General features: G+C 72.2%; 18 protein-coding genes and 1 tRNA gene. 9 read left to right on the top strand and 10 right to left on the bottom strand.

The annotated features are described in order from the left end of the window. The first annotated feature begins 166 nt into the window (after window positions 1–166). Window positions 167–4,708, top strand: coding sequence for a cation-translocating P-type ATPase (locus HFP48_RS15245; RefSeq protein ID WP_246872425.1), 4,542 nt, complete (start codon window positions 167–169; stop codon window positions 4,706–4,708). A 138-nt stretch (window positions 4,709–4,846) separates the two neighbouring features. Then, on the top strand, window positions 4,847–5,227 hold the full coding sequence (locus HFP48_RS15240) for a hypothetical protein (protein WP_168579724.1): 381 nt from the start codon (window positions 4,847–4,849) through the stop codon (window positions 5,225–5,227). A gap of 14 nt (window positions 5,228–5,241) precedes the next feature. On the opposite strand, the gene HFP48_RS32100 is transcribed toward HFP48_RS15240, so the two are convergent. After that, window positions 5,242–5,373, bottom strand: a complete 132-nt coding sequence (locus HFP48_RS32100; RefSeq protein ID WP_256997108.1) for a hypothetical protein — start codon at window positions 5,371–5,373, stop codon at window positions 5,242–5,244. A gap of 52 nt (window positions 5,374–5,425) precedes the next feature. Here HFP48_RS32100 and HFP48_RS15235 point away from each other — a divergent pair, with 52 nt between their 5' ends. Continuing rightward, complete coding sequence (locus HFP48_RS15235; protein WP_065922516.1) at window positions 5,426–5,746, top strand: hypothetical protein; 321 nt, start codon at window positions 5,426–5,428, stop codon at window positions 5,744–5,746. Between the two features lie 4 nt (window positions 5,747–5,750). Here the strand turns inward: HFP48_RS15235 and HFP48_RS15230 are convergent, their stop codons facing one another. Both HFP48_RS15230 and HFP48_RS15225 read right to left on the bottom strand, forming a co-directional pair. Then, the gene (locus tag HFP48_RS15230; protein ID WP_029544013.1) at window positions 5,751–6,533 is read right to left on the bottom strand and encodes a hypothetical protein; all 783 of its coding nucleotides are present in this window, start codon (window positions 6,531–6,533) and stop codon (window positions 5,751–5,753) included. Between the two features lie 202 nt (window positions 6,534–6,735). Continuing rightward, window positions 6,736–6,809 (bottom strand) — tRNA-Leu (locus HFP48_RS15225). Between the two features lie 110 nt (window positions 6,810–6,919). On the opposite strand from HFP48_RS15225, the gene HFP48_RS15220 reads away from it, so the two are divergent. Together HFP48_RS15220 and HFP48_RS15215 are read left to right on the top strand one after the other, a co-directional pair. Next, window positions 6,920–7,534: a response regulator gene (locus tag HFP48_RS15220; RefSeq protein WP_006941125.1), complete on the top strand. Its 615-nt coding sequence runs from the start codon at window positions 6,920–6,922 to the stop codon at window positions 7,532–7,534. A gap of 154 nt (window positions 7,535–7,688) precedes the next feature. Beyond that, the gene (locus HFP48_RS15215; protein ID WP_029544011.1) at window positions 7,689–9,014 is read left to right on the top strand and encodes an ABC transporter substrate-binding protein; all 1,326 of its coding nucleotides are present in this window, start codon (window positions 7,689–7,691) and stop codon (window positions 9,012–9,014) included. Between the two features lie 62 nt (window positions 9,015–9,076). On the opposite strand, the gene HFP48_RS15210 is transcribed toward HFP48_RS15215, so the two are convergent. The 4 genes from HFP48_RS15210 to HFP48_RS15195 are packed head-to-tail and all read right to left on the bottom strand — an operon-like array spanning window position 9,077 to window position 13,272. Beyond that, the gene (locus HFP48_RS15210) at window positions 9,077–9,868 is read right to left on the bottom strand and encodes an ABC transporter ATP-binding protein (protein WP_037201731.1); all 792 of its coding nucleotides are present in this window, start codon (window positions 9,866–9,868) and stop codon (window positions 9,077–9,079) included. Window positions 9,869–9,897: 29 nt separating this feature from the next. After that, window positions 9,898–10,938, bottom strand: coding sequence for an ABC transporter ATP-binding protein (locus HFP48_RS15205; RefSeq protein WP_168579723.1), 1,041 nt, complete (start codon window positions 10,936–10,938; stop codon window positions 9,898–9,900). Beyond that, on the bottom strand, window positions 10,931–11,920 hold the full coding sequence (locus tag HFP48_RS15200) for a branched-chain amino acid ABC transporter permease (RefSeq protein ID WP_006941132.1): 990 nt from the start codon (window positions 11,918–11,920) through the stop codon (window positions 10,931–10,933). The genes HFP48_RS15205 and HFP48_RS15200 overlap by 8 nt, the downstream gene beginning before the upstream one ends. Before the next feature lie 5 nt (window positions 11,921–11,925). After that, on the bottom strand, window positions 11,926–13,272 hold the full coding sequence (locus HFP48_RS15195; RefSeq protein ID WP_006941135.1) for a branched-chain amino acid ABC transporter permease: 1,347 nt from the start codon (window positions 13,270–13,272) through the stop codon (window positions 11,926–11,928). A 200-nt stretch (window positions 13,273–13,472) separates the two neighbouring features. On the opposite strand from HFP48_RS15195, the gene polA reads away from it, so the two are divergent. Continuing rightward, window positions 13,473–16,196, top strand: a complete 2,724-nt coding sequence (polA, locus tag HFP48_RS15190) for a DNA polymerase I (protein ID WP_168579722.1) — start codon at window positions 13,473–13,475, stop codon at window positions 16,194–16,196. Between the two features lie 65 nt (window positions 16,197–16,261). On the opposite strand, the gene trxA is transcribed toward polA, so the two are convergent. The 3 genes from trxA to HFP48_RS15175 form a co-directional block, all read right to left on the bottom strand. Beyond that, entirely contained in the window at window positions 16,262–16,633 is a 372-nt protein-coding gene (gene trxA / locus HFP48_RS15185) for a thioredoxin (protein WP_168579721.1), read from the bottom strand. A gap of 140 nt (window positions 16,634–16,773) precedes the next feature. Next, window positions 16,774–17,781, bottom strand: coding sequence for a helix-turn-helix domain-containing protein (locus HFP48_RS15180; protein WP_168579720.1), 1,008 nt, complete (start codon window positions 17,779–17,781; stop codon window positions 16,774–16,776). Window positions 17,782–18,019: 238 nt separating this feature from the next. Further along, the gene (locus tag HFP48_RS15175) at window positions 18,020–18,538 is read right to left on the bottom strand and encodes a 2'-5' RNA ligase family protein (protein ID WP_029544002.1); all 519 of its coding nucleotides are present in this window, start codon (window positions 18,536–18,538) and stop codon (window positions 18,020–18,022) included. Between the two features lie 19 nt (window positions 18,539–18,557). Between HFP48_RS15175 and HFP48_RS15170 the strand changes: the two genes are divergently transcribed. From HFP48_RS15170 to HFP48_RS15160, 3 genes are all read left to right on the top strand, one after another. Then, complete coding sequence (locus HFP48_RS15170; protein ID WP_006941144.1) at window positions 18,558–19,652, top strand: isocitrate/isopropylmalate family dehydrogenase; 1,095 nt, start codon at window positions 18,558–18,560, stop codon at window positions 19,650–19,652. A gap of 49 nt (window positions 19,653–19,701) precedes the next feature. Then, window positions 19,702–20,031 carry an antibiotic biosynthesis monooxygenase gene (locus HFP48_RS15165; protein ID WP_029543999.1) on the top strand — a complete coding sequence of 110 codons (330 nt, stop codon included), beginning with the start codon at window positions 19,702–19,704 and terminating at the stop codon, window positions 20,029–20,031. Window positions 20,032–20,109: 78 nt separating this feature from the next. Next, entirely contained in the window at window positions 20,110–21,027 is a 918-nt protein-coding gene (locus tag HFP48_RS15160; RefSeq protein ID WP_029543997.1) for an ABC transporter substrate-binding protein, read from the top strand. Window positions 21,028–21,039 lie beyond the last annotated feature (12 nt).

Raw genomic sequence — 21,039 nt, 5'->3', positions numbered from 1 at the left:
GGTCACCGGGCGAATCACCCCGAGACGTGTCCACCGCCCGACGGCGGAACTACGCTGAAAGCGCGGTGACCTCGATGCCGGCGACTGCCGGCGGGCATGTCCGAGCGTCGGCACCCGGTGTCCGGTCCCGAGCCGGGACGCTCGTGCGGCAGCCGAGGAGGACACCATGCACCACAGCACTTCCTACCGGCGGCGTCCGCGCGGTTCGGTCGCCACCCTCGTGGCCCTTCCCGGATCCGCCCTGCGGGCCGGCGTGCGGGTGGCGGCCGCCGGTGCCGGCGTCGCCCTCGACACCGCGATCGTCGGCGCCGCCACGGCGGCCGGCGTGGGGGCGGCCCTGCTGCGCGCACCCGTCACCGCCGCCGCGGCCCCCGCCCCCGCGGCCGTTGTCCAGCTCGTCGCGGACGTCGCCCGGGAGGCGGCCGGCGGGCGCCCCGCCCGGCGCTGCGCAGCGAACGGTGCCCGAACGTGGATCGAGGTCCGCGGCCTCGACGGCCCGGACGGGGAGGCGCTCGGCGACCGGGTGCTCGCCGCGATCCGGGACACACCGGGCGTGGCCACAGCCGAACTGCACCGCCCCTGGTGCCGTCTCGTGGTGTCCACGGACCCGGCCGGACCGACGGCCGGCACGCTCCGGCGCGTCGTCGAACACGCCGAAGCGGAGGGCGCCGCAACCGCACCCCGCGGTGTTCCGCACGAGCTGCCGGGCGACGACGTCCTGCTCGTCCGGCGGGGCGTGTCCGCGGCGACCGCCGGCACCGGACTGGCGCTGACCGCGGCGGGGCGCTACCTGCGCCTGCCGCGCCTGCACGGCGGCGCAGCCGCTCCGGTCCTCGTGTCGGACTACCACCCGCGGATCCGCGCTCTCGTCGAGTCCGCGCTCGGCCCCGGCAGGGCCGACCTGCTGCTGGCCGCCGGGACCTCCGTGCTGCACACCCTGACCCTCTCGCCTGCCTCCTCCGCCGTCGAGGCCGCCACCCGGACCGTCCTCGTGGGCGAGACATTGGCGATGCGGCGCGCCTGGCGCGACTTCGAACCGGACCTCGCCCCCCACGCGGCCACGGCCCGCTGCCCGCGCCGGCCGGTCCGTCCCACCGAACCCCCGGCCGGTCCGGTCGAGCGCTACACCGACCGTGCCGGCTGGGCCGGCCTCGCCGGCGCGGCAGCGGCCGGGCTCCTGACCGGCCGACCCACCACCGCCGGTTCCGCGGCGCTCGTCGCCGTCCCCAAGGCCACCCGCACCGCGCGGGAATCCTTCGCCGCCACCCTCGCGCGCGGGCTCGCCGCCCGCGGCGTGGTGACCCTGCGACCGGCCGTGCTGCGCCGCCTCGACCGGGTCGACGCGATCGTCGTCGACCCCCGCGCCCTGTACACCCCCGGGCTCGCGGTGACGCGCCTGAACGGCGTGCCCGACCGCGACCGCAGCGTGGTGTGGGACCGGGCGCGGACGGCGGTCGAACGCGGCGTCCTCACCCCCGGCTGGCACCCCGTCTCCGCCGTGCCGGACGTGCCCGGGCACCTTCCCGCCGACGCGCGGGTGCTGATCGGTCCCGTCCACGACCGCTACGCGTCCGCCGTGCTCGCCGCCGCCCGGCGCGCCGGGATCGTCGTGGTCTCCGTCGAGGACGAGGGGGCGGGCTCCCTGCGGAACGGATTCGATCGCCTCGAACCTCTCGTCGAGTCGATGGACGCCGCACTGCTCGGCATCGTCGAGAGGTTGCAGCGCGGCGGCGGCACCGTCGTGGTCCTCACCGCCGAGGCGGCGCAGGCCCTCGCCCTGGCCGACGTGGGCATCGGTGTCCTGCGCGATGGCAGCCGGCCGCCCTGGCCGGCGGACCTGATGGTCCGCGACCTCACCGGTGCGTGGCGGATCCTGCACGCGCTCCCGGCCGCCCGGACCGCGAGCCGGCGCGGCGTGGAGATCGCCCGCGACGCCTCCGCCCTCGGAGCGCTGCTCATGTTGCCCGGTGTGCCGGGCACCGGTCCGGAATCGGTCACCGCCGGTGCCGCGGCCGGGCTGTGGGCCGGAACGTCGGCGGCCCGCACCGCGCTCGCCGCGCCGCTGCCGCCACCGCGTTCGGCCCACGACTGGCATGCGCTGTCGGTGGCCGAGGTGTGCGCGCTCCTCCCCGCGCCGTCGCCGGACGAGTTGTTCTTGCCCGCGGAGGATTCCGGCTGGCGGGTGCGGACCCGCACGCGGGCGGTGCGGGTGGTGCGGCGGGTCGGCACCCGCCCGGTCGGCTCCGCCGTCGACTTCACCCGTGCGGTACGCACCGAGCTGTCCGACCCGCTGACCCCCGTCCTCGCCACCGGTTCCGCGGCGAGTGCGGTGCTCGGTTCGCCGCTCGACGCCGTGCTCGTGGGATCGGTGTTGCTGCTCAACGCCGCGATCTCGGCCGCCCAGCGCCTGCGTGCCGAGCGACTTCTGAAAAGGCTTCTGGCGGTGCAGGATCCGCCCGCGCGCCGCGTCGCCGGACCACGCGGCGGCAGGCGATACGTCGGAGTCCCCGCGGCCCGGCTGCGTCCCGGGCACGTCGTCGAGGTCCGTCCCGGCGAGGTCGTGCCCGCGGACGGGCGAATCCTCCACGCCGACGGGGTCGAGGTCGACGAGTCGGCACTGACCGGGGAGTCGCTCCCGGTCGTCAAGCAGAGCGACTCGACGCCGGGGGCCCCGCTGGCCGAACGCGCCTGCATGCTCTACGCGGGCACCACCGTGCTCACCGGCACCGCGGTGACGGTCGTGACGGCGGTGGGCGGGGCCACCGAGACCCGTCGCGCCACCGCGATGGCGCCCGCGCGGGTCCGGGAGGTGGGCCTGCAGGCACGGCTGAGCACCCTCACCCGCCGGGCGCTGCCCGTCAGCCTCGGCGGCGGCGTCCTCGTCGCCGCGCTGGGCCTGCTCCGCGGCACCGGGGTCCGCGCGGCGGTGACCAGCGGGGTCGCGGTCACCGTCGCGGCCGTGCCGGAAGGGCTGACGCTCGTGGCCACCCTCGCACAGGTCGCGTCCGCCCGCCGGCTCACCAAGCGCTCGACCCTCGTGCGGGCGCCCCGCTCGATCGAGGCCCTCAGCCGGGTCGACGTCGTCTGCTTCGACAAGACGGGCACACTCAGCGAGAACCGCCTGCGGGTCGCGGCGGTCGAACCCGCCCCCGGCTTCACCCGGGAGGACGTGCTGGCCTGCGCCGCCCGCACCGGCATTCCGGCAAACGGGGGACCACCCGAGCACGCCACCGACGTCGCGATCGTCGAGTCCGCGCACGCCGCCGCCGTCGCGGACCGGGCCGCCGAACGGACGGCCCACCTGCCGTTCCGGTCCGGCCGGGCCTACGCGGCTGCGATCGCCGGAAACCACCTCGCGGTCAAGGGTGCGCCGGAGATGATGCTCGGCGCCTACGGCGACGACCATCCCGACGTCCGCGAGCGGGTGCACGCCCTGGCCGCCGACGGACTGCGGGTCATCGCCGTGGGACAGCGCGACCTGACCGATGCCGAAACCGCTGGGGCGGCAGACGATCCCGACGCCCTCGCGGAGCTGTCCGGAAACGGGCTGCGGCACGTCGGCCTCATCGGGCTGTCCGACACGCCGCGGGCCGACGCGGCCGGACTGCTGCCCGCGCTGCTCGAGCAGGGCGTCGCCGTCCGGCTCGTCACCGGCGACCATCCGGTGACCGCCGTCGCGATCGCCGGCGAACTGGGCCTGCCCGTCACGGCGGATCAGGTGCTCAGCGGTGCCGAATGGGACGGACTCTCGCACACCGAACGGGAACGAGCCGTGGAGGAGCGGCTGGTCTTCGCCCGAATGTCCCCCGAGCACAAGGTGCAGATCGTGCAGGCCCTCGAACGCACCGGACACGTGTGCGCCATGGTCGGTGACGGCGCCAACGACGCCGCCGCGATCCGGGCCGCGAGCGTCGGCATCGGCGTGGCCTCCCGCGGCAGCGACCCCGCGCGCGGCGCGGCCGACGTCGTGCTGCTCGAGGGCCGCGTCGCGGGCCTGCTCGACGCGCTCGACGAGGGCCGCGTGCTGTGGCAGCGGGTCCAGGCCGCCGTGTCGGTCCTGCTCGGCGGCAACGCGGGCGAGGTCGCCTTCGCGCTGCTCGGTAGCCTGATCACCGGCCGCTCGCCGCTCAATGCCCGCCAGCTGCTGCTGGTGAACATGCTCACCGACGCGCTGCCCGCGGCGGCCCTCGCCGTCAGCACCCCCCGCACCGACGGCTCCGGCCCCGCGCCCCGGCCCGACGAGTCCGTGCTGCTGCACGCCATGGCCGCCCGCGGCGCCACGACCGCGGCCGCGGCCACCGCGGCGTGGGCGATGGCCAGGGTCACGGGCTCGAACCCGCGCGCGTCGACCGTGGCGCTCGTCGCGCTCGTCGGCGCTCAGCTCGGGCAGACACTGCTCGAGTCCCGCAGCCCCCTCGTCGTCGCCACCGTCCTCGGCTCGCTCGCCGCCATGGCCGCACTGATCAGCACGCCGGGGGTCAGCGGGCTGCTGGGCTGCGTGCCGGTCGGTCCGGTCGGATGGACGCAGGCACTCGGGTGCGCTGCGGCGGCCACCGTGGCCGCCGCCGTCGCACCGACCGCCGCGCTCCGGCTGCCGGCGATCGGGGAGGTGGTGGCATCGGTGCTCGAGTCCCGGGATGCCGGTGGCGCTTCCGGGAAAACGTCGGCGCCGACCGCTCGGCTCTCGCCGACATCGGGACTACAGTAGGGGCGAGTCCGACCGTCACGGCCGCCGTGCCCCGGGAACGACGGCTCCTCGAGGCGCCGAGCTCGCCGCAGACCCCCGCGCCACCGTCCCGCCGAGACCCCGCGCACGCTGGCGACCGAAAGCAGAGCAGGACGTGCCATGCAGCTACTGGACACCACCGGCCACCTGGTCACCCGCACCGCGTACGCCACCACCAGCGCCGCGGGAGCTGTCGGCGGCGCCGCTGTCGGCGGGCTCGTCGGCAGCGTGCGCGGTGCGCTCGACGGCGCCCGCTCCGGTGTGAGCAGCGGCTCCGGCTCCACCCCGGCGGCGGCGCTGACCCTTGCGGCGCTCGGGCTCACCGGGCTCGTGGAATGGCCGGTCGTCGTCGCCGTCGGCGGAGGCGCGCTCGCCGTCCGGCTCCTCGCGCCCCGCCCCGGCCCGGCGCGTCCCGGCGCGACCGCCGCCCCCGGGGCGGTCACCGCACCCGCACCGACGGCGCAGCCGGCACGGAAGACTCCCCCCGTGGCGACGAGCTAGTTCGGCCGGTGGTGTCAGTCGTCGACCACGACCACCACGCCGGCGCGCATCAACACGGCGTACAGCTCGCACAGCGGGGGAGTGAGCAGCCGGACCACGGCGCCGACCACCGCATCCGGGCCCACGGCGGCCATCGGGTTCGACATGCCCCCGACGGTAGGGACGTCAGGTGAACCGAAGTTGACGAGCGAGGAAAGAATGGCCGACGAACAGTCCTTCTGGGAATCCCACCGAACGATGGCGCGGCTCGCCCGCGACGCCGAACGCTTCGCCGTGCACCTGCCCCTCGTCGGCCGAGTCGGGATCCCACGGCCCGACCAGCTCGCCTACTTCGCCGGGCTGGCGGCGCTGGTGGCGCTGGATCTGATCGAGTGGCCGGTGGCGGTGGCCATCGCCGCGGGCCAGGTGGTGGTCACCGAGCACAACCACCGCGGTGCCGCGGCCGCGACGCACCGCCCCGGGACGCCGACCGCCGCCGGCGCAGGCACGGCGACGACGTCCGCGGAGGCGACGACCTGACTCGTCACGGGGTGCACACGAGCGTGAATCCCGCGCCGATGCCGCCCCGGGCGTCCAGGTCCTCGATGATCCGGTCGGCCCGCTGGTACACCGCGAAGCGCACGTCGTTCGGCCGGTATCCGACCGCGAGGCCGAGCCACTCGTGGGTGTCGGTGCGGGCCAGCGGGCCGCCGGAGTCGCCCTGCTGCATCACGAGCCACGAGTTGACCGAGTTCGGGTTCACCAGCACGTCGCGGGTGCCGGCGACGTCCAGCGTGTCGACGAGCGGGGCGGGCCCGCACGCGATCCCGGTCGTGTGCCCGGCCGCGCAGTGCCTGCCGATGTCCTGGTCGCCGTCCGGCAGCGAGCCGATCGACTCGAGCACCACGACCTCGCCGTCGGCGTCCGGCGCCGAGGTGTTCGAGCCGCGTACCCTCGTCTCGTCGAGCTGGAGCACCGCATAGTCCGGCACCGCGTCGGTCGGTATTCCGAGCCAGTCCACCGACCCGGGGCTGTGGACGGAGGTCTCGGTGCCGACAGGCCCGCGGCTCTGCTCGCCGGCCTTCCACACGGCGGCCGAGCCGGTCTGCCGGCAGTGGCCGGCGGTGATGGCGACGAGCCGCCCTGCGCGGTCGTGGCCGACCGCGGCGACCGAGCACCAACCCGGCGCGGGATCGGCGGCGGTGAAGGTGATGCCGTCGCCCGGGCGCAGCACGATCCGATCGTCCGGCACGTGCGCGGCCGCACCCGGAGCCGGGGCGAGCAGCGCAGCCGCGCAGGCCGCCACGACGGGAAGGGCGCGTCCCATGCCTTCTCCGATCTCGATCCGCGTTCCGCAGGGCCCGGGAACGGTCGGCGGTGGTCCCGACCGGAACACCGGCCGGCGCAACCGAAATCGGCACCTTACCAGCGGTCCCGGACGTCGGCGCGGCGCACCGGTCGAGAGGGCGACGGGGTGGGGGCCCGCGGGTCGCTCGGGGCGCCGCTCCGATGAGGCGGCGCACTGTGGGTGCCCCCGGTCAGACTCGAACTGACACTGTACGGGTTTTGAATCCGTTTCCTCTGCCAATTGGGATACGGGGGCGTCGTGCGGAGACCACTGTAGAAGATCGGTAACTGCCGTCGACCACCGGTACCCTTCTAACGTTCCACCCCCTCCGCGGGGGCCGCCCGAGCGACAGGAGATGGCCGACGATGACAGCCGCCCCGCACGAGAATCCCGCTCAGCCGCGGCGCGTCGTAGTGGCCGAGGACGAGGCGCTGATCAGGCTCGATCTGGTGGAGATGCTCCGCGAGGAAGGCTACGAGGTCGTCGGTGAGGCCGGCGACGGGCAGCGGGCGGTCGAGCTGGCGGAGGAGCTGAAGCCCGACCTGGTCATCATGGACGTGAAGATGCCCCGGCGCGACGGCATCGACGCCGCCTCGGAGATCGCCGCCCGCCGCATCGCGCCTGTGGTCATCCTCACGGCGTTCAGTCAGCGCGAACTTGTCGAACGTGCCCGGGACGCCGGCGCCATGGCGTATCTCGTCAAGCCGTTCTCCAAGTCCGATCTCGTTCCGGCCATCGAAGTGGCGGCGAGCCGGTTCGCGGAGATCCGTGAACTCGAGCGCGAGGTGGCGGGGCTGACCGAGCGGTTCGAGACCCGCAAGCTCGTCGACCGAGCCAAGGGCCTGCTCATGGACAAGCATGCGATGACGGAGCCGGAGGCGTTCCGCTGGATCCAGCGGGCGGCAATGGATCGGCGCACCACGATGAAGCACGTCGCCGAGGTGGTCATCGAGACGCTGGGTGGTGCCGCGGCGGGATGACGGAGCCCCCCGTCACACCGGCGTTAATTCTTCGATAACGGTCGCGTCACAAGGATTTCGCCCGGGTTCACGGACGGCGCGGGGCGGATAGGTTTCTGGCCACGTCCCGGTGACGCATCCGGGACGGTGTGCATGCCGATCGAAGGAGAGTTGGATGGCCAGACGGACCTTCGTCCGCGCCGCTGCGGTGTTCGGAGCAGCGTCTCTCGCCCTCGCGGGTTGTAGCTCGGACAGCGACGATTCCGCCGCGGGCGGTTCCGGTGACAGCGCGGCGTCCGCGACGACCGTGACCACCGACTGCGAACCCGCGCAGGCGACCGCCGGTGCCACGCCGGTGACGACCCCGCTGAAGATCGGCACCCTGCTTCCCGAGACCGGCAGCCTCGCCTTCCTCGGGCCCCCGGAGGTGGCGGCGGTGCGGCTCGCGGTGGACGACGTGAACGCCGCCGGCGGTGTGCTGAGCCAGCCGGTGGAGCTGATCACCGGCGACTCGGGCGACACCACGACCGACACCGCGAACTCCACGGTGGACCGGGAACTCGCGGCGGGAACGCAGGTGATCGTGGGGGCGGCCTCGTCGTCGGTGTCGCTGAAGGTGCTCGACAAGATCGCCAGCGCCGGGGTGGTGATGTTCTCGCCGGCGAACACCTCCGACCAGTTCGTCTGCTATCCCGACAAGGGGCTGTACTTCCGCACCGCCCCCACCGACGTGCTGCAGGCGCAGGCCCTGGCGCAGCTGATCTCGGACGACGGTGCCCAGCGGGTGTCGATCATCGCGCTCAACGACCCGTACGGCACCGGCCTGGCCACCAACACCCAGAACAACCTCGTCGAGGCCGGCGTGCCGGAGGACCAGGTCCAGAAGATCATCTACGACCCCAACGCGCAGTCGTTCAACGCCGAGGTCGACCAGATCAAGAACTTCGGCCCCGACGCCGTGGCGATCATCGGGTTCGAGGAGTCCGCGAAGATCCTCACCCGCATGCACGAGGTGGGTATCGGGCCGTCCGACGGCATGCTCGTCTACGGCGTGGACGGAAACATGGGCAACGCCCTCGGTGAGGCCGTCGCGCCCGGGCTGGTCGACACGATGCGCGGCACCACTCCGCTCACGGACGTCGGCCCGGACTTCCAGAATCGGCTCAAGGCCATCGATCCCGCGCTGATCGACTTCAACTATGCCGGCGAATCGTACGACGCCGTGGTGATCTCGGCGCTCGCCGCGGAACAGGCCGGCTCCACCGCCGGGGTGGACATCGCCGCGAACATCAACAGCGTCACCAAGGACGGCACGACGTGCACCAGCTACCAGCAGTGCCTGGATCTGCTGCGCGGGGGCCAGGACATCGACTACGACGGTGTCACCGGCCGGCTCAACTTCACCGACGCCGGCGAGCCCGGCATCGGGTCCTACGGGCACCTGGTGTTCGGGCCGGACAACAGGCTCACCACCGAGGACTACATCGTGGTCGGTGAGTAGCGAGGGCCCCGCGGACGGGGCCGGGAACCGATCGGTTCCCGGCCCCGTCCGTCGGCCACCCGTCAGCTGCGCTTCTTCTCCTGGCTGCCCGCGAGCGTCCCGAGGTACAGCTCGACGACCTTCGGGTCGTGCATGAGATTCGGCCCGGTGTCGGTGTACGCGTTGCGGCCCTGGTCGAGCACGTAGCCGCGGTCGCAGATCTGCAGGCACCGTCGCGCGTTCTGCTCGACCATGATGATCGACACCCCCGCGGCGTTGATCTTCTTGCAGCGGATGAACACCTCGTCCTGGAACATCGGCGACAGGCCCGCCGACGGCTCGTCGAGCAGCAGCACGGACGGATCCATCATCAGCGCCCGGCCCATCGCCACCATCTGCCGCTCACCGCCGGACAGGGCACCGGCCTTGACCTTGCGGCGCTCACCGAGGAGCGGGAACAGCTCCGCGACGAACGCGAAACGTTCCTCGAACTTCTTGGGCCGCAAGTAGATTCCCATCTCGAGGTTCTCCTCGATGGTCAGTGACGGGAACACGTTACGGGTCTGCGGCACGTAGCCGAGACCCTTGCGCACCAGTACGTGCGCGGGCGCGGCGGTGATGTCGTCGCCGCGCAGCGTCACCGTGCCGCGGCGCACCGGGATCAACCCGAACAGCGCCTTGAGCAGGGTCGACTTGCCGGCGCCGTTGGGTCCGATGATGCCGACGATCTCGCCGTCGCGGAGGAAGAAGTTGCAGCCGCGCAGGATGTCGACACCGGGGAAGTACCCGGCGACGATGTCGTCGGCGCGCACCAGCGCCCCCTCGGCGAGACGGGCGTGCTCCTCGGGAGTGGCCGCGCGCTCGGCCGCGGTCATCTGTGCCGGGCTGGGGGAGGGCGTCTCGCTCACGGCTTCTCCTGCGTCGGAGGCTCGGTACCGGTCTCGGGCTGCCCGGCCGCGCCGGGCATGTCGGCGAGGACGGTGGCACTCGGTTCGGACAGGTCGCCGCCGGACTCGAGGGTGTGGGCCTCGGCCTCCTCGATCGCCACGGCGAGCGCGGCCGTGGCGCCGACGGGGTTGCCCTCGTCGTCGAACTCGAGCGCCTGGTCGTGGTGGCTGCCCAGGTAGGCGTCGACGACGGCCGGACTCGAGGACAGCTGGTCCGGCGGGGCCTCGGCGATCACCGAGCCCTGGGCCATCACCACCACCCAGTCGGAGATGTCGCGGATGACGTCCATGTCGTGTTCGACGAACACGACGGTCATCCCGTCGTCGCGCAGGGACTTGATGTGCCCGAGGAGGCTCTGCGTCAGCGCGGGATTGACCCCGGCCATCGGCTCGTCGAGCATCACCACCGTCGGCTCGGTCATCAGGGCCCGCGCCATCTCGAGGAGCTTGCGCTGCCCGCCGGACAGGGAGCCGGCCAGGTCGTCGGCCTTCGCGTCCAGGGCGAACCGCGCCAGCAGTTCACGAGCCCGCTCGGTGACGGCGCGTTCCTGCCGGTGCCACATCCACGGCAGCAGCGCACCGAGCATCCGTTCCCCGCGCTGGCCCGTCGCGCCGAGCCGCACGTTGTCGAGCACCGTCATCTTCGACAGCGCCTTGGTCAGCTGGAACGTCCGCACGATCCCGCGGCGCGCCAGCTGGTGCGGGTGCAGGCCGCCGAGCGGCATCCCGTCCATGCTCCAGGTCCCCGTGTCGGGGCGGTCGAAGCCGGTGAGCAGATTGAACAGCGTGGTCTTGCCGGCGCCGTTCGGCCCGATCAGCCCGGTGATGCACCCCCGCTGAATCTCGAGGTGCGCCACGTCGACCGCTCTGAGGCCGCCGAAGGTGCGGGAGAGCCCGTCCACCACGAGGATCGGATCCGGTTTGTCCGCGCCGGGCTCGCGTGCCACGGAGTCGAACAGCGCGGAGCGCTGCGCCGCGGAGAGGGTCGCGTCAGGCATCGAGCTGCACCTCCCGCTTGTTGCCGAGGATGCCCTGGGGCCGGAACACCATCATGACTGCGATGAGCACACCGAGGAGGATGTAGCGCATCGCCCCGACCTGTTGCTCGGACAGGGCCAGCAGCGGGTCCGGGCCCGAGATGGACTGGCGTAGCAGGGCATCGGGAACGGTGAGCAGGAACCAGAACAGCATCGCGCCGAGCACGGGACCGAACACGGTGGCGGCGCCACCGAGGATCAGGGCGCCGAAGGCGAAGAACGTCTGCGCGGTGGAGTAGAAGTCGGGGTTGATCGACTTGGTCTGCAGCGCGTTGAAGACGCCGCCGAGCCCGCCGATCATGCCGCCGAGCACCAGCGCCTGCATCTTGTACACGAACACGTTCTTGCCGAGCGATCGGGCGGCGTCCTCGTCCTCGCGGACGGCCTTGAGGACCCGGCCCCACGGGCTGTGGCTGAGCAGATACACCAGCCCGCACAGCATCAGCACCAGGGTCCAGCCCACGACCATCGCCCACAGGTCGTCGCCGTAGAACCGCATCCCGAGCAGCGAGTACTGCCGCCCGGAGTCGAACGGGCTGAGCTGCGTGAACGGCCCGGCGAACCCGAACAGGCCGTTGGTCGAGCCGGTCACCGGATCCGAGGCGGTGGACCGGAACACCAGCCGCAGGATCTCGGAGGCGGCGATGGTGACGATGGCGAGGTAGTCGGCGCGCAGCCGCAGCGTGGGGATGCCCAGCACCAGGGCCAGCAGGGCCGAGGCGGCCAGGCCCACGAGGATGCCGAGCCACAGCGGCTGGTCGTAGGTGACGGTCATGATCCCGACGCCGTACCCGCCGAGCAGGGCGAACCCGATCTGGCCGAAGTTGAGCAGTCCGGCGTACCCGAAGTGCAGGTTCAGCCCGATGGCCAGCAGCGCGTAGAAGATCGCCGACGGCCCGATCAACTGGGCGAAGGAAACCTGGAGAACGGCAGCGATGTCCACGGCGGTCACCCGACCCTTGCCCGGCTGCCCAGGATGCCCTGGGGCCGGACGACGAGGATGAGGATCAGCACGAGCAGGCCGCCGATGTACTTCAGGTCGGGGTTGATGACCAGCGTCGACAACTGCACCAGCAGGCCCACGATGACGCAGCCGAGCAACGCCCCGTACGCGGTGCCGAGGCCGCCGAGGGTGATCCCGGCGAACATCAGCAGCAGCAGCTTGAAGCCCATCTCCCACTGCACGCGGCCCCCGAGCTCGGACAGGCCGAAGAGCACGCCGCCCAGGGCGGCCAGCCCACCGCCGAGGGCCCACACGAACCGGACGACGCGTTCGACGTCGATGCCGGAGGCGGCCGCCAGATCCCGGTTGTCGGCCACCGCCCGCATCGCCTTGCCGATGCGGGTGCGCTGGATGAGCAGGGCCACCCCGACCAGCACGACGAGGCTGACCACGATGCAGGCCAGGTTCACCGGGGTGATCGCGATCGGACCCCATTCCAGCTGGCGCTGGCCCTGATAGTCGGCGAACGCCTCGGCCCGGTCGGAGAACAGCGCGAGGATCAGGTAGCGCAGCGAGATCGCCAGGCCGATGGACACGACCAGCTGTGCGATGAGGCCGGTGCGCCGGCGCCGCAGGGGCGCCCAGATCAGCCCGTTGTTGAGCAGGCCGATGACGATGCCCACCACGATCGCGAGCAGCGTCGCGGGGATCAACTGGATACCCAGGCTGACGTTGAAGATCCACGCGGCCACCGCGCCGAGGGTCACGAGCTCGCCGTGCGCGAAGTTCGTCAGACCGGTGGTTCCGAAGATCAGGCTCAGCCCGACCCCGGCGATCGCGATCACGAGGCCGAACCGCAGTCCGTCGACGACGGTGCGGATCAGCGTCTCCCACCCCGAGGTGGCGAACCCGGACCGCGACTCGCCGAACGAGAAGATGACCGTGTTCGCCCGGCCGGCGGCGACGTCGCGCTGCACGGCGGCCTGCACGCTCACCCCCTCGGGAAGGGACTGCTCGTCCACCTCGAACGTGTAGGTGCCGGGGGGTACGGTCATCTGCCAGCGCCCGTCGGGCGCCGAGGTGGCCCGGGCGACCTCGGCGCCCGCGGCGTCGCGGGCCCGGACCGTGACCCCGCCGAGGCGCTGCCCGGCGTTGTTGAGACTGCCGCTGACCCGCACCTCCTCGCTCGGCTGCGGCGCGGTGGTGGTCGGCGCCGGGGGTGGGGTGGGTTCCTGCGCGGAGGCCGCCCCGGCTCCGACACCGGCGAGCGCGAGTGCGACGAGCAGGAGCAGGAGCGTCGGGGCGAGCCGAGGTATCGGTGGTCGCCCCCGGAGCGGCACGGATGGGGCCACGCAGGTCCTCCGGATCACGTCGGGTCGTCGAGCGCGGCGCCGGGGGACCGGCGTCGTGGAACCGGACTTTAGCGGCTGCAACCGCTTTCCACGGGGCTCTGCGATTTCCGCCGCGTATCTGTTCTGTTTCGGGTGCCGCGCCGAGCGCACGGCCGCGGAGGGGCCCGGGTTGTCCGAGCCGGTCCCTAGACTGAGGAACCGTGACTCGTGCATCCACCTCCTCCGCGCCCGCCGCCACCGCCGGCGACCGACCGACCCTGTTGCTGCTCGACGGGCATTCCCTGGCGTTCCGCGCGTTCTACGCCCTGCCGGCGGAGAACTTCAAGACCCACAGCGGCCAGACCACCAACGCGGTGTACGGGTTCACCTCCATGCTCATCAACCTGCTGCGCGACGAGCAGCCCACCCACGTCGCCGCGGCCTTCGACGTCAACCGCGACACGTTCCGGGCGGCGGCGTACCCCGAGTACAAGGCCAATCGCAGCTCGGCGCCCGACGAGTTCCGCGGTCAGGTCGACATCACCAAGGACGTGCTCGAGGCGCTGGGCATCCCGGTGATGGCCGAGCCCGGCTACGAGGCCGACGACATCATCGCGACCCTGGCCACGCAGGCCGCCGCCCAGGGGTACCGGGTGCTCGTCGTCACCGGCGACCGGGACTCGCTGCAGTTGGTCACCGACGACGTGACCGTCCTCTATCCTCGGCGCGGGGTGTCGGACCTGACCCGGTTCACGCCCGGGGCGGTGGAGGAGAAGTACGGCCTGACCCCGCAGCAGTACCCCGACTTCGCGGCGCTGCGCGGGGATCCGAGCGACAACCTGCCCTCGATCCCGGGGGTGGGGGAGAAGACCGCCGCCAAATGGATCCGCGAGTTCGGCAGCCTCACCGAGCTCGTCGACCGCGTCGACGAGGTCCGCGGGAAGACCGGTGACGCCCTGCGCGCACACCTGTCCAGCGTGCTGCTCAACCGTCAGCTCACCGAGATGGTGCGGGACATGGCCCTGCCCTACACCCCCGATCAGCTGGCCCTGACCCCCTGGGACCGTGACCGCATCCACCGGCTGTTCGACGACCTCGAGTTCAAGGTGCTGCGCGACCGGCTGTTCGCGACCCTCAGCTCGGTCGAGCCGGAGGCCGAGGAGGGCTTCGAGGTGCGCGGCGGCGTGCTCGAGCCGGGCACGCTCGCCGGATGGCTCGCCGCGCACGCCGTGCCGGGCGTGCGGCACGGCATGGCGGTGCTCGGTTCCTGCGTCCCGTACGGCGGCGACGCCACGGCCGTGGCGATCGCCGCGGCCGACGGTGAGGGCGCGTACGTGAGCACCACCACCCTCACGCCCGAGGACGAGGCGGCGCTCGCCGCCTGGCTGGCCGACGCGGCCGTACCCAAGGCGCTGCACGAGGCGAAGGCGGCCCTGCACGCACTGCGTGGCCGCGGGTGGACGCTGGCCGGGGTCACCAGCGACACCGCCCTCGCCGCCTACCTGGTGCGTCCCGGCCAGCGCACCTTCAACCTCGACGACCTGTCCCTGCGCTACCTCAAGCGGGAGCTTCGGGTGGAGGAGTCGGGGGAGCAGCAGCTCTCGCTGCTCGACGACGCCGACGCCGCCGACGCGAAGGCCGCGGAGGCGGCGATTCTGCGGGCCCGTGCGGTGGTGGACCTCGCCGCGGCCCTGGACACCGAGCTCGAGGGGATCGAGTCCACCGCCCTGCTGACCGACATGGAACTGCCCCTGCTGGGTGTGCTCGCCGACCTCGAGACGACCGGAATCGCGGTCGAGGCCGGACGGTTGGACGACCTGCAGTCCGGCTTCGCCGCGGACGTCGCCGCCGCGGCGTCGGCCGCCTACGACGTGATCGGCAAGCAGATCAACCTCGGCTCACCGAAGCAACTGCAGGTGGTGTTGTTCGACGAGCTGGGGATGCCGAAGACGAAGAAGACCAAGACCGGCTACACCACCGACGCCGAGGCGCTGCAGAATCTGTTCGAGCAGACCGGGCATCCGTTCCTCGAGCACCTGCTCGCGCACCGGGAAGCGATGAAGATGAAGACCACGGTCGACGGCCTGGTCAAGTCCATCGCCGACGACGGCCGGATCCACACCACCTTCAACCAGACCGTGGCCGCCACCGGCCGGTTGTCCTCGACCGAGCCGAACCTGCAGAACATCCCGGTGCGCACGGAGGCGGGCCGGCACATCCGCGACGCGTTCGTCGTCGGCCCCGGCTACGACCTGCTGCTCACCGCGGACTACAGCCAGATCGAGATGCGGATCATGGCGCACCTCTCCGGCGACGAGGGCCTGATCGAGGCGTTCAACACCGGCGAGGACCTGCACAGCTTCGTCGGTTCCCGGGCGTTCGGGGTGCCGATCGAGGAGGTCACTCCGGAGCTGCGGCGACGGGTCAAGGCGATGTCGTACGGGCTGGCCTACGGGCTCAGCGCGTACGGGCTGGCGCAGCAGCTGAAGATCTCCACCGAAGAGGCCCGCGAACAGATGGAGGCCTACTTCAACCGCTTCGGCGGCGTGCGCGACTACCTGCACGCCGTCGTCGAGCAGGCCCGCAAGGACGGCTACACCTCCACCCTCTACGGCCGCAGGCGCTACCTGCCGGACCTGAACAGCGACAACCGTCAGCGCCGGGAGGTCGCCGAGCGGGCCGCGCTCAACGCCCCGATCCAGGGCACCGCCGCCGACATCATCAAGGTCGCGATGATCGACGTGCAGACGGCGCTGCGCGGGGCCGGGTTGCGTTCGCGCATGCTCCTGCAGGTGCACGACGAACTGGTGCTCGAGGTGACCGCCGACGAGCGCGAACAGGTGCAGCAGCTGGTGCGGGACAAGATGGCCTCGGTCATCGACCTGTCGGTTCCGCTGGACGTCTCGGTCGGCTTCGGGCGCAGCTGGGACGCCGCCGCGCACTGACCCCGACACGGCGGTGCGCACGTCCCGTCGCCCTGTCGCGGCGGGACGTGCGCACCCGGGGTCGCTCAGCCCTGCTTCTGGTTCTGTTCGGCGATCTGGCGGCGCACCTCGTCCATGTCGAGGGCCTTGACCTGGGTCACGAGGTCCTCGAGCGCGGCCGGGGGCAGGGCGCCGGCCTGGTTGAACACGAGGACGCCTTCGCGGAACGCCATGATCGTCGGGATGGACCGGATGTTCGCCGCCGCCGCGATGCCCTGTTCGGCCTCGGTGTCCACCTTGGCGTGCACGACATCCGGATGCTTTTCCGACGACGACTCGAAGGTGGGGGCGAAGGAGCGGCACGGCCCGCACCACGATGCCCAGAAGTCGACGAGAACCACGTCGTTACCGGAGATGATGTCGTCGAAGTTCTGCTGCGTGAGAGTCTGGGTGGCCACGGGGATCCTTTCGGTCGGGTACTGATCGCGTCAACGTCGTGTCGCGACCGTTTCTTCCCGCGGGTACCCGTTCTGCCCGTCGATACCCCCGTCGATACCTGCTGCGCCGGCTCCGAGCGCGTCCATGGGCACCCGGTGGGTCACCGCACGCGGGCGGGTTCGGTGCGGAAGGTGCGACGGTAGCTGTGCGGGGTGGTGCGGCGCAGGCGCAGGAAGTGCTGCCGCAGGACCGCGGCCGTCCCGAAGCCGACGCGGTCGGCGATGACGTCGACGGGCAGGTCGGTGGTCTCGAGCAACCGTTGGGCCGCGAGGACCCGTTGATCGCGCAGCCAGCGGGCGGGCGTCGTCCCGGTCTCGGCCAGGAACCGCCGCGCGAAGGTCCGCGCGGACATGTGCGCCTTCGCGGCGAGCGCCGCCACGGGCAGATCCTCGTCGAGGTGCTCGGTCATCCAGTCGAGCAGGGGTGCGAGTGTCTCGGCGGGTGCCGTGGGCAGCGGCATGGCGACGTACTGGGCCTGCCCGCCGTCGCGGTGCGGCGGGACCACCATCCGGCGCGCGATGCCGTTGGCCATGTCGGAGCCCTGTTCCTTGCGGACGATGTGCAGGCACAGGTCGATTCCGGCGGCGGTGCCGGCACTGGTGAACACCGGGTCGTCGTCGACGTAGAGCACGTCCGGATCGACCTTCGCGGCCGGGAAGCGTTCGGCCAGCCGCGGGGCGTGGCGCCAGTGGGTGGTGCAGCGGCGATCGTCGAGCAGGCCGGCGGCGCCCAGCACGAACGCTCCCGTGCACAGGCTCGCGACCCGCGTGCCACGGTCCACCGCCGCCCGCAGCTTGGCGAACAGCGGCTGCAGGTCGGCGATCTCGTCGGCGACGCCGCACACGAACGACTCGTCCAGGTCGGCGATTCCGGTGCCGCCGGCGGGAATCACGATCAGATCCGCGTCGTCGAGGCGATCGAGATCGTAGGGGACGTCGATCGTGTACCCGAACCGGGTGGTGACCGGGCGGGGGCTGCCCGCGACGAGGCTGAAGTCGTACACGGGCAGCCCGTCGTCGGATCGGTCGAAGCCGAACACCTCGCAGGCGACGCCGAGTTCGAAGGCCTCGGTGCGGGGCAACAGCGGCACGACCACCGTCGTCAGCATGCCGCCCAGTCTGCCACCAGGTTGGCCGGAAATCGACGATACGTGTCGTTTCTGCCGCTGTCGGCGGGTCGGTCCGCGGACCAGGCTGAGACCATGACCGTCCTCCTGTTCGTCCTCGTCGTGTTCGTGGCGCTCGACGCCCTGGCGCTGGCCGGCCGGACGCCCGATACCCACCGCGAGGAAACCCAGTTCGGCGACTACCGCGTCTGACCCGGCACCGGGCCGCGGCGGCGCGGCGTCACACCACCCGCCACTCGCGTCGCGCCTCGCCGTCCCACCGCCGGATGCCGGCCGACACGCCCGTCAGCTCCCGGGTGCCCGCTCGGGTCGCCGTCAGCGCCGATCCGAGCCGGCCGGGCGGCACCCGGCGGGCCAGGGTCACGTGCGGGGTCCACTCGCCGGGCCGGATGTGCGCCGGGACACCCGGACAACCGTCGATCAGCGCGAACACCATCCGTTGCAGCTCGAGCAGTTCGGCCGTGGGCACCACCAGCCGCGCCACCGTCGCGGTACGCGAGCCGAACAGCACCATCCCCCCGAGCCGCACCGGCAACGGCTCGCCCGTGATCTGCTCCCGCATCGCCCCTTCCACGCCCGGCGGAATCGACGCGGCGACCGCGAGCGTGATGTGCGGGCGGTTCGACTCGGACCGATTGCGGGCCTGACTGGACAGTCCCACGTCCAGCAACCGCGACCATTCCTCGCGGACCGCCTGATCCAGACGGTCGTCGAGGAGCAGTTCCACCGACTGCACCATGGTGGGTAATGATTGCCGCATGACCGACGCCGTCGCAATCCCCGCCCCGCACCGCATCGGACTGCTCGAAGGAGACGGGATCGGTCACGAGATCGTCCCGGCCGCCCGCCGGGTGGTCGACGCCGCCGTCGCCGCCGTGCACGGCCCGGAGATCGACTGGGTGCCGCTGCCGCTCGGCGCCGATGCGATCGCCACCCACGGCACACCCACCCCCGAATCCACCCTCGACGCACTCGCGGGCCTGAACTCGTGGATCCTCGGACCGCACGACAGCGCCGCCTATCCCGACCCGTTCCGCGCGCAGCTCACCCCGGGCGGACAGATCCGCAAGCGGTTCGATCTGTACGCCAACATCCGTCCCGCCCGCGCCCTGCCCGGTGTCCGCGCCGTGTCCCCGCGCATGGATCTCGTCATCGTGCGGGAGAACACCGAAGGGCTCTACGCGGACCGCAACATGGTCGTCGGCAGCGGCGAATTCATGCCCACCCCCGACGTCGCGCTCGCCGTCGGCGTCGTCACCCGGGCGGCCTGCGAACGCATCGCCCACACGGCCTTCCGGCTCGCCACCCGTCGCCGCCGCCGCGTCACGATCGTGCACAAGGCCAACGTCCTGTCCCTGACCACCGGCCTGTTCCGGGACGTCTGCCGCGAGATCGGCGCACAGTATCCGTCGGTGACGGTGGACGACGAGCACGTCGACGCCATGGCCGCCCACCTCGTCCGCCACGGTGCCGACTACGACGTCGTCGTCACCGAGAACATGTTCGGCGACATCCTCTCCGACCTCGCGGGCGAACTGTCCGGCTCGCTCGGCACCGCGGCGTCGATCAACGCATCCGACACCCAGGCCATGGCGCAGGCCGCACACGGCGCCGCCCCGGACATCGCCGGCCGCAACCGCGCCAATCCCACGGCACTGATCCTGTCCGCCGCGATGCTCCTCGACCGGCTCGGCACCGCCCACGACCTGCCGGAGTTCGCCGCCGCGGCCCGCCGGATCGAGCACGCCGTCGACGCGACCGTCGAGGCGGGCGTGGCCACCGCGGATCTCGGCGGCCTCGCTTCGACCGCCGAATTCACCGAGGCCGTCGTCGCCCGCACTCGTCGCCGCTGAGCTCGCAGCTCTTGACCTCGAGTCGGCTCGAGGTCCTACCGTGGCCGCCATGACGACCGAGATCCTGCGCATCGACAAGTTCTCCGTGCCCGCGGCCGCACGGGAGACCTTCCTCGCCGCGGTCCACGAGACGCACCGCGAGCTGCGTACCCAGCCCGGGTTCCACGGCGACGACGTCGTCGAACTGTGCTCCGGCCCGAGCGAATACAACATCGTCACCGTGGTGCGCTGGGCGGACCACTCGGCACTGCAGCGGGCCCGGGCGGCCCTGCAGGAGAGCCACGCACGCCGGGGGTTCGACCCGGCCGCGTTCCGGCTCGAGCTCGGCGTCGTCGCCGACGTCGGCAACTACGTACCGGTCGCCGCCGGCGACCGGTAGGCAGGTGCGGCCGTCGACACCGAGGGCCGTCCGGCGCGGATTCCGTAATCCGGGCCCGCCGATGGATACTGTGCGGTTGTGGACGAACCAGCACCTACCGGACCGACCGGCCGCCGACGCCTCGTCGCGGGGCTGCTCGGGACGTTGCTGACGGCCGCGGTCCTGTCCGGCTGCGTCGTCAACACCGAGTCGACCGTGCCGCCCGGCGAACCGGTCGGCGCCGAACGGGTCGAGGCGATCGCCGACCAGCTGCCGGCGCCCGTCGCGGCGACCGGCGAGCTGAAGGTGGGCGTCAACGTGCCGTACGCCCCGAACGAGTTCAAGGACGACGACGGGCGCATCGTCGGTTTCGCGGTCGAACTCGTCGACGCCCTCGGCGACGTCCTCGGCGTCCGTCCGGTGTTCAGCGAATCCGACTTCGACCGCATCATCCCCGCAGTCCAGGCCGGCACGTTCGACATGGGTTCGTCGTCGTTCACCGACACCGAGGAACGCGAACAGTCCGTCGACTTCGTCACCTACTACAGCGCCGGCGTGCAATGGGCCCAGCGCGTCGGCGACGACGTCGACCCCGACAACGCCTGCGGGTTGCGGGTCGCGGTGCAGACCACCACCTACGAGGACATCGACGAGGTGCCCGCCAAGAGCGAGGCGTGCGTCGCCGCCGGCAAACCGCCGATCGACAAGGTCAAGTACGACAGCCAGGACGAGGCCACCAACGCCCTCATCCTCGGCCGTGTCGACGCCCTCTCGGCCGACTCGCCGATCACCGCGTACGCAATCGCCCGTAGCGACGGCCGGCTCGAAACCGCCGGAGCCGTGTTCGACGCCGCCCCCTACGGCTTCGTCGTCGCGAAGGGCTCGCCCCTCGGACCCGTGCTGCAGCAGGCGATGCAGCACCTCATCGACTCCGGCGTCTACGCGCGCATCGCGCAGCGGTGGGGCATGGAAGAAGGAACCATCGACACCGCGCAGATCAACGCGGCGACGAGCTGAGCGAAAGGGGTG

Origin of the sequence: Rhodococcus sp. DMU1, from assembly GCF_012272955.1 — a bacterium.
GTDB lineage: Bacteria > Actinomycetota > Actinomycetes > Mycobacteriales > Mycobacteriaceae > Rhodococcus > Rhodococcus aetherivorans.
This window is presented reverse-complemented; position numbering and strand designations above follow the sequence as displayed.

Coding starts and splice junctions, on each gene's coding strand:
- HFP48_RS15165 (WP_029543999.1), top strand. CDS start 19,702: ATGACGACCGAGATCCTGCGCATCGACAAGTTCTCCGTGCCCGCGGCC.
- HFP48_RS15245 (WP_246872425.1), top strand. CDS start 167: ATGCACCACAGCACTTCCTACCGGCGGCGTCCGCGCGGTTCGGTCGCC.
- HFP48_RS15170 (WP_006941144.1), top strand. CDS start 18,558: ATGACCGACGCCGTCGCAATCCCCGCCCCGCACCGCATCGGACTGCTC.
- HFP48_RS15205 (WP_168579723.1), bottom strand. CDS start 10,938: ATGCCTGACGCGACCCTCTCCGCGGCGCAGCGCTCCGCGCTGTTCGAC.
- HFP48_RS15180 (WP_168579720.1), bottom strand. CDS start 17,781: ATGCTGACGACGGTGGTCGTGCCGCTGTTGCCCCGCACCGAGGCCTTC.
- HFP48_RS15235 (WP_065922516.1), top strand. CDS start 5,426: ATGGCCGACGAACAGTCCTTCTGGGAATCCCACCGAACGATGGCGCGG.
- HFP48_RS15175 (WP_029544002.1), bottom strand. CDS start 18,538: ATGGTGCAGTCGGTGGAACTGCTCCTCGACGACCGTCTGGATCAGGCG.
- HFP48_RS15210 (WP_037201731.1), bottom strand. CDS start 9,868: ATGACCGCGGCCGAGCGCGCGGCCACTCCCGAGGAGCACGCCCGTCTC.
- HFP48_RS15240 (WP_168579724.1), top strand. CDS start 4,847: ATGCAGCTACTGGACACCACCGGCCACCTGGTCACCCGCACCGCGTAC.
- HFP48_RS15220 (WP_006941125.1), top strand. CDS start 6,920: ATGACAGCCGCCCCGCACGAGAATCCCGCTCAGCCGCGGCGCGTCGTA.
- HFP48_RS15215 (WP_029544011.1), top strand. CDS start 7,689: ATGGCCAGACGGACCTTCGTCCGCGCCGCTGCGGTGTTCGGAGCAGCG.
- HFP48_RS32100 (WP_256997108.1), bottom strand. CDS start 5,373: ATGTCGAACCCGATGGCCGCCGTGGGCCCGGATGCGGTGGTCGGCGCC.
- HFP48_RS15230 (WP_029544013.1), bottom strand. CDS start 6,533: ATGGGACGCGCCCTTCCCGTCGTGGCGGCCTGCGCGGCTGCGCTGCTC.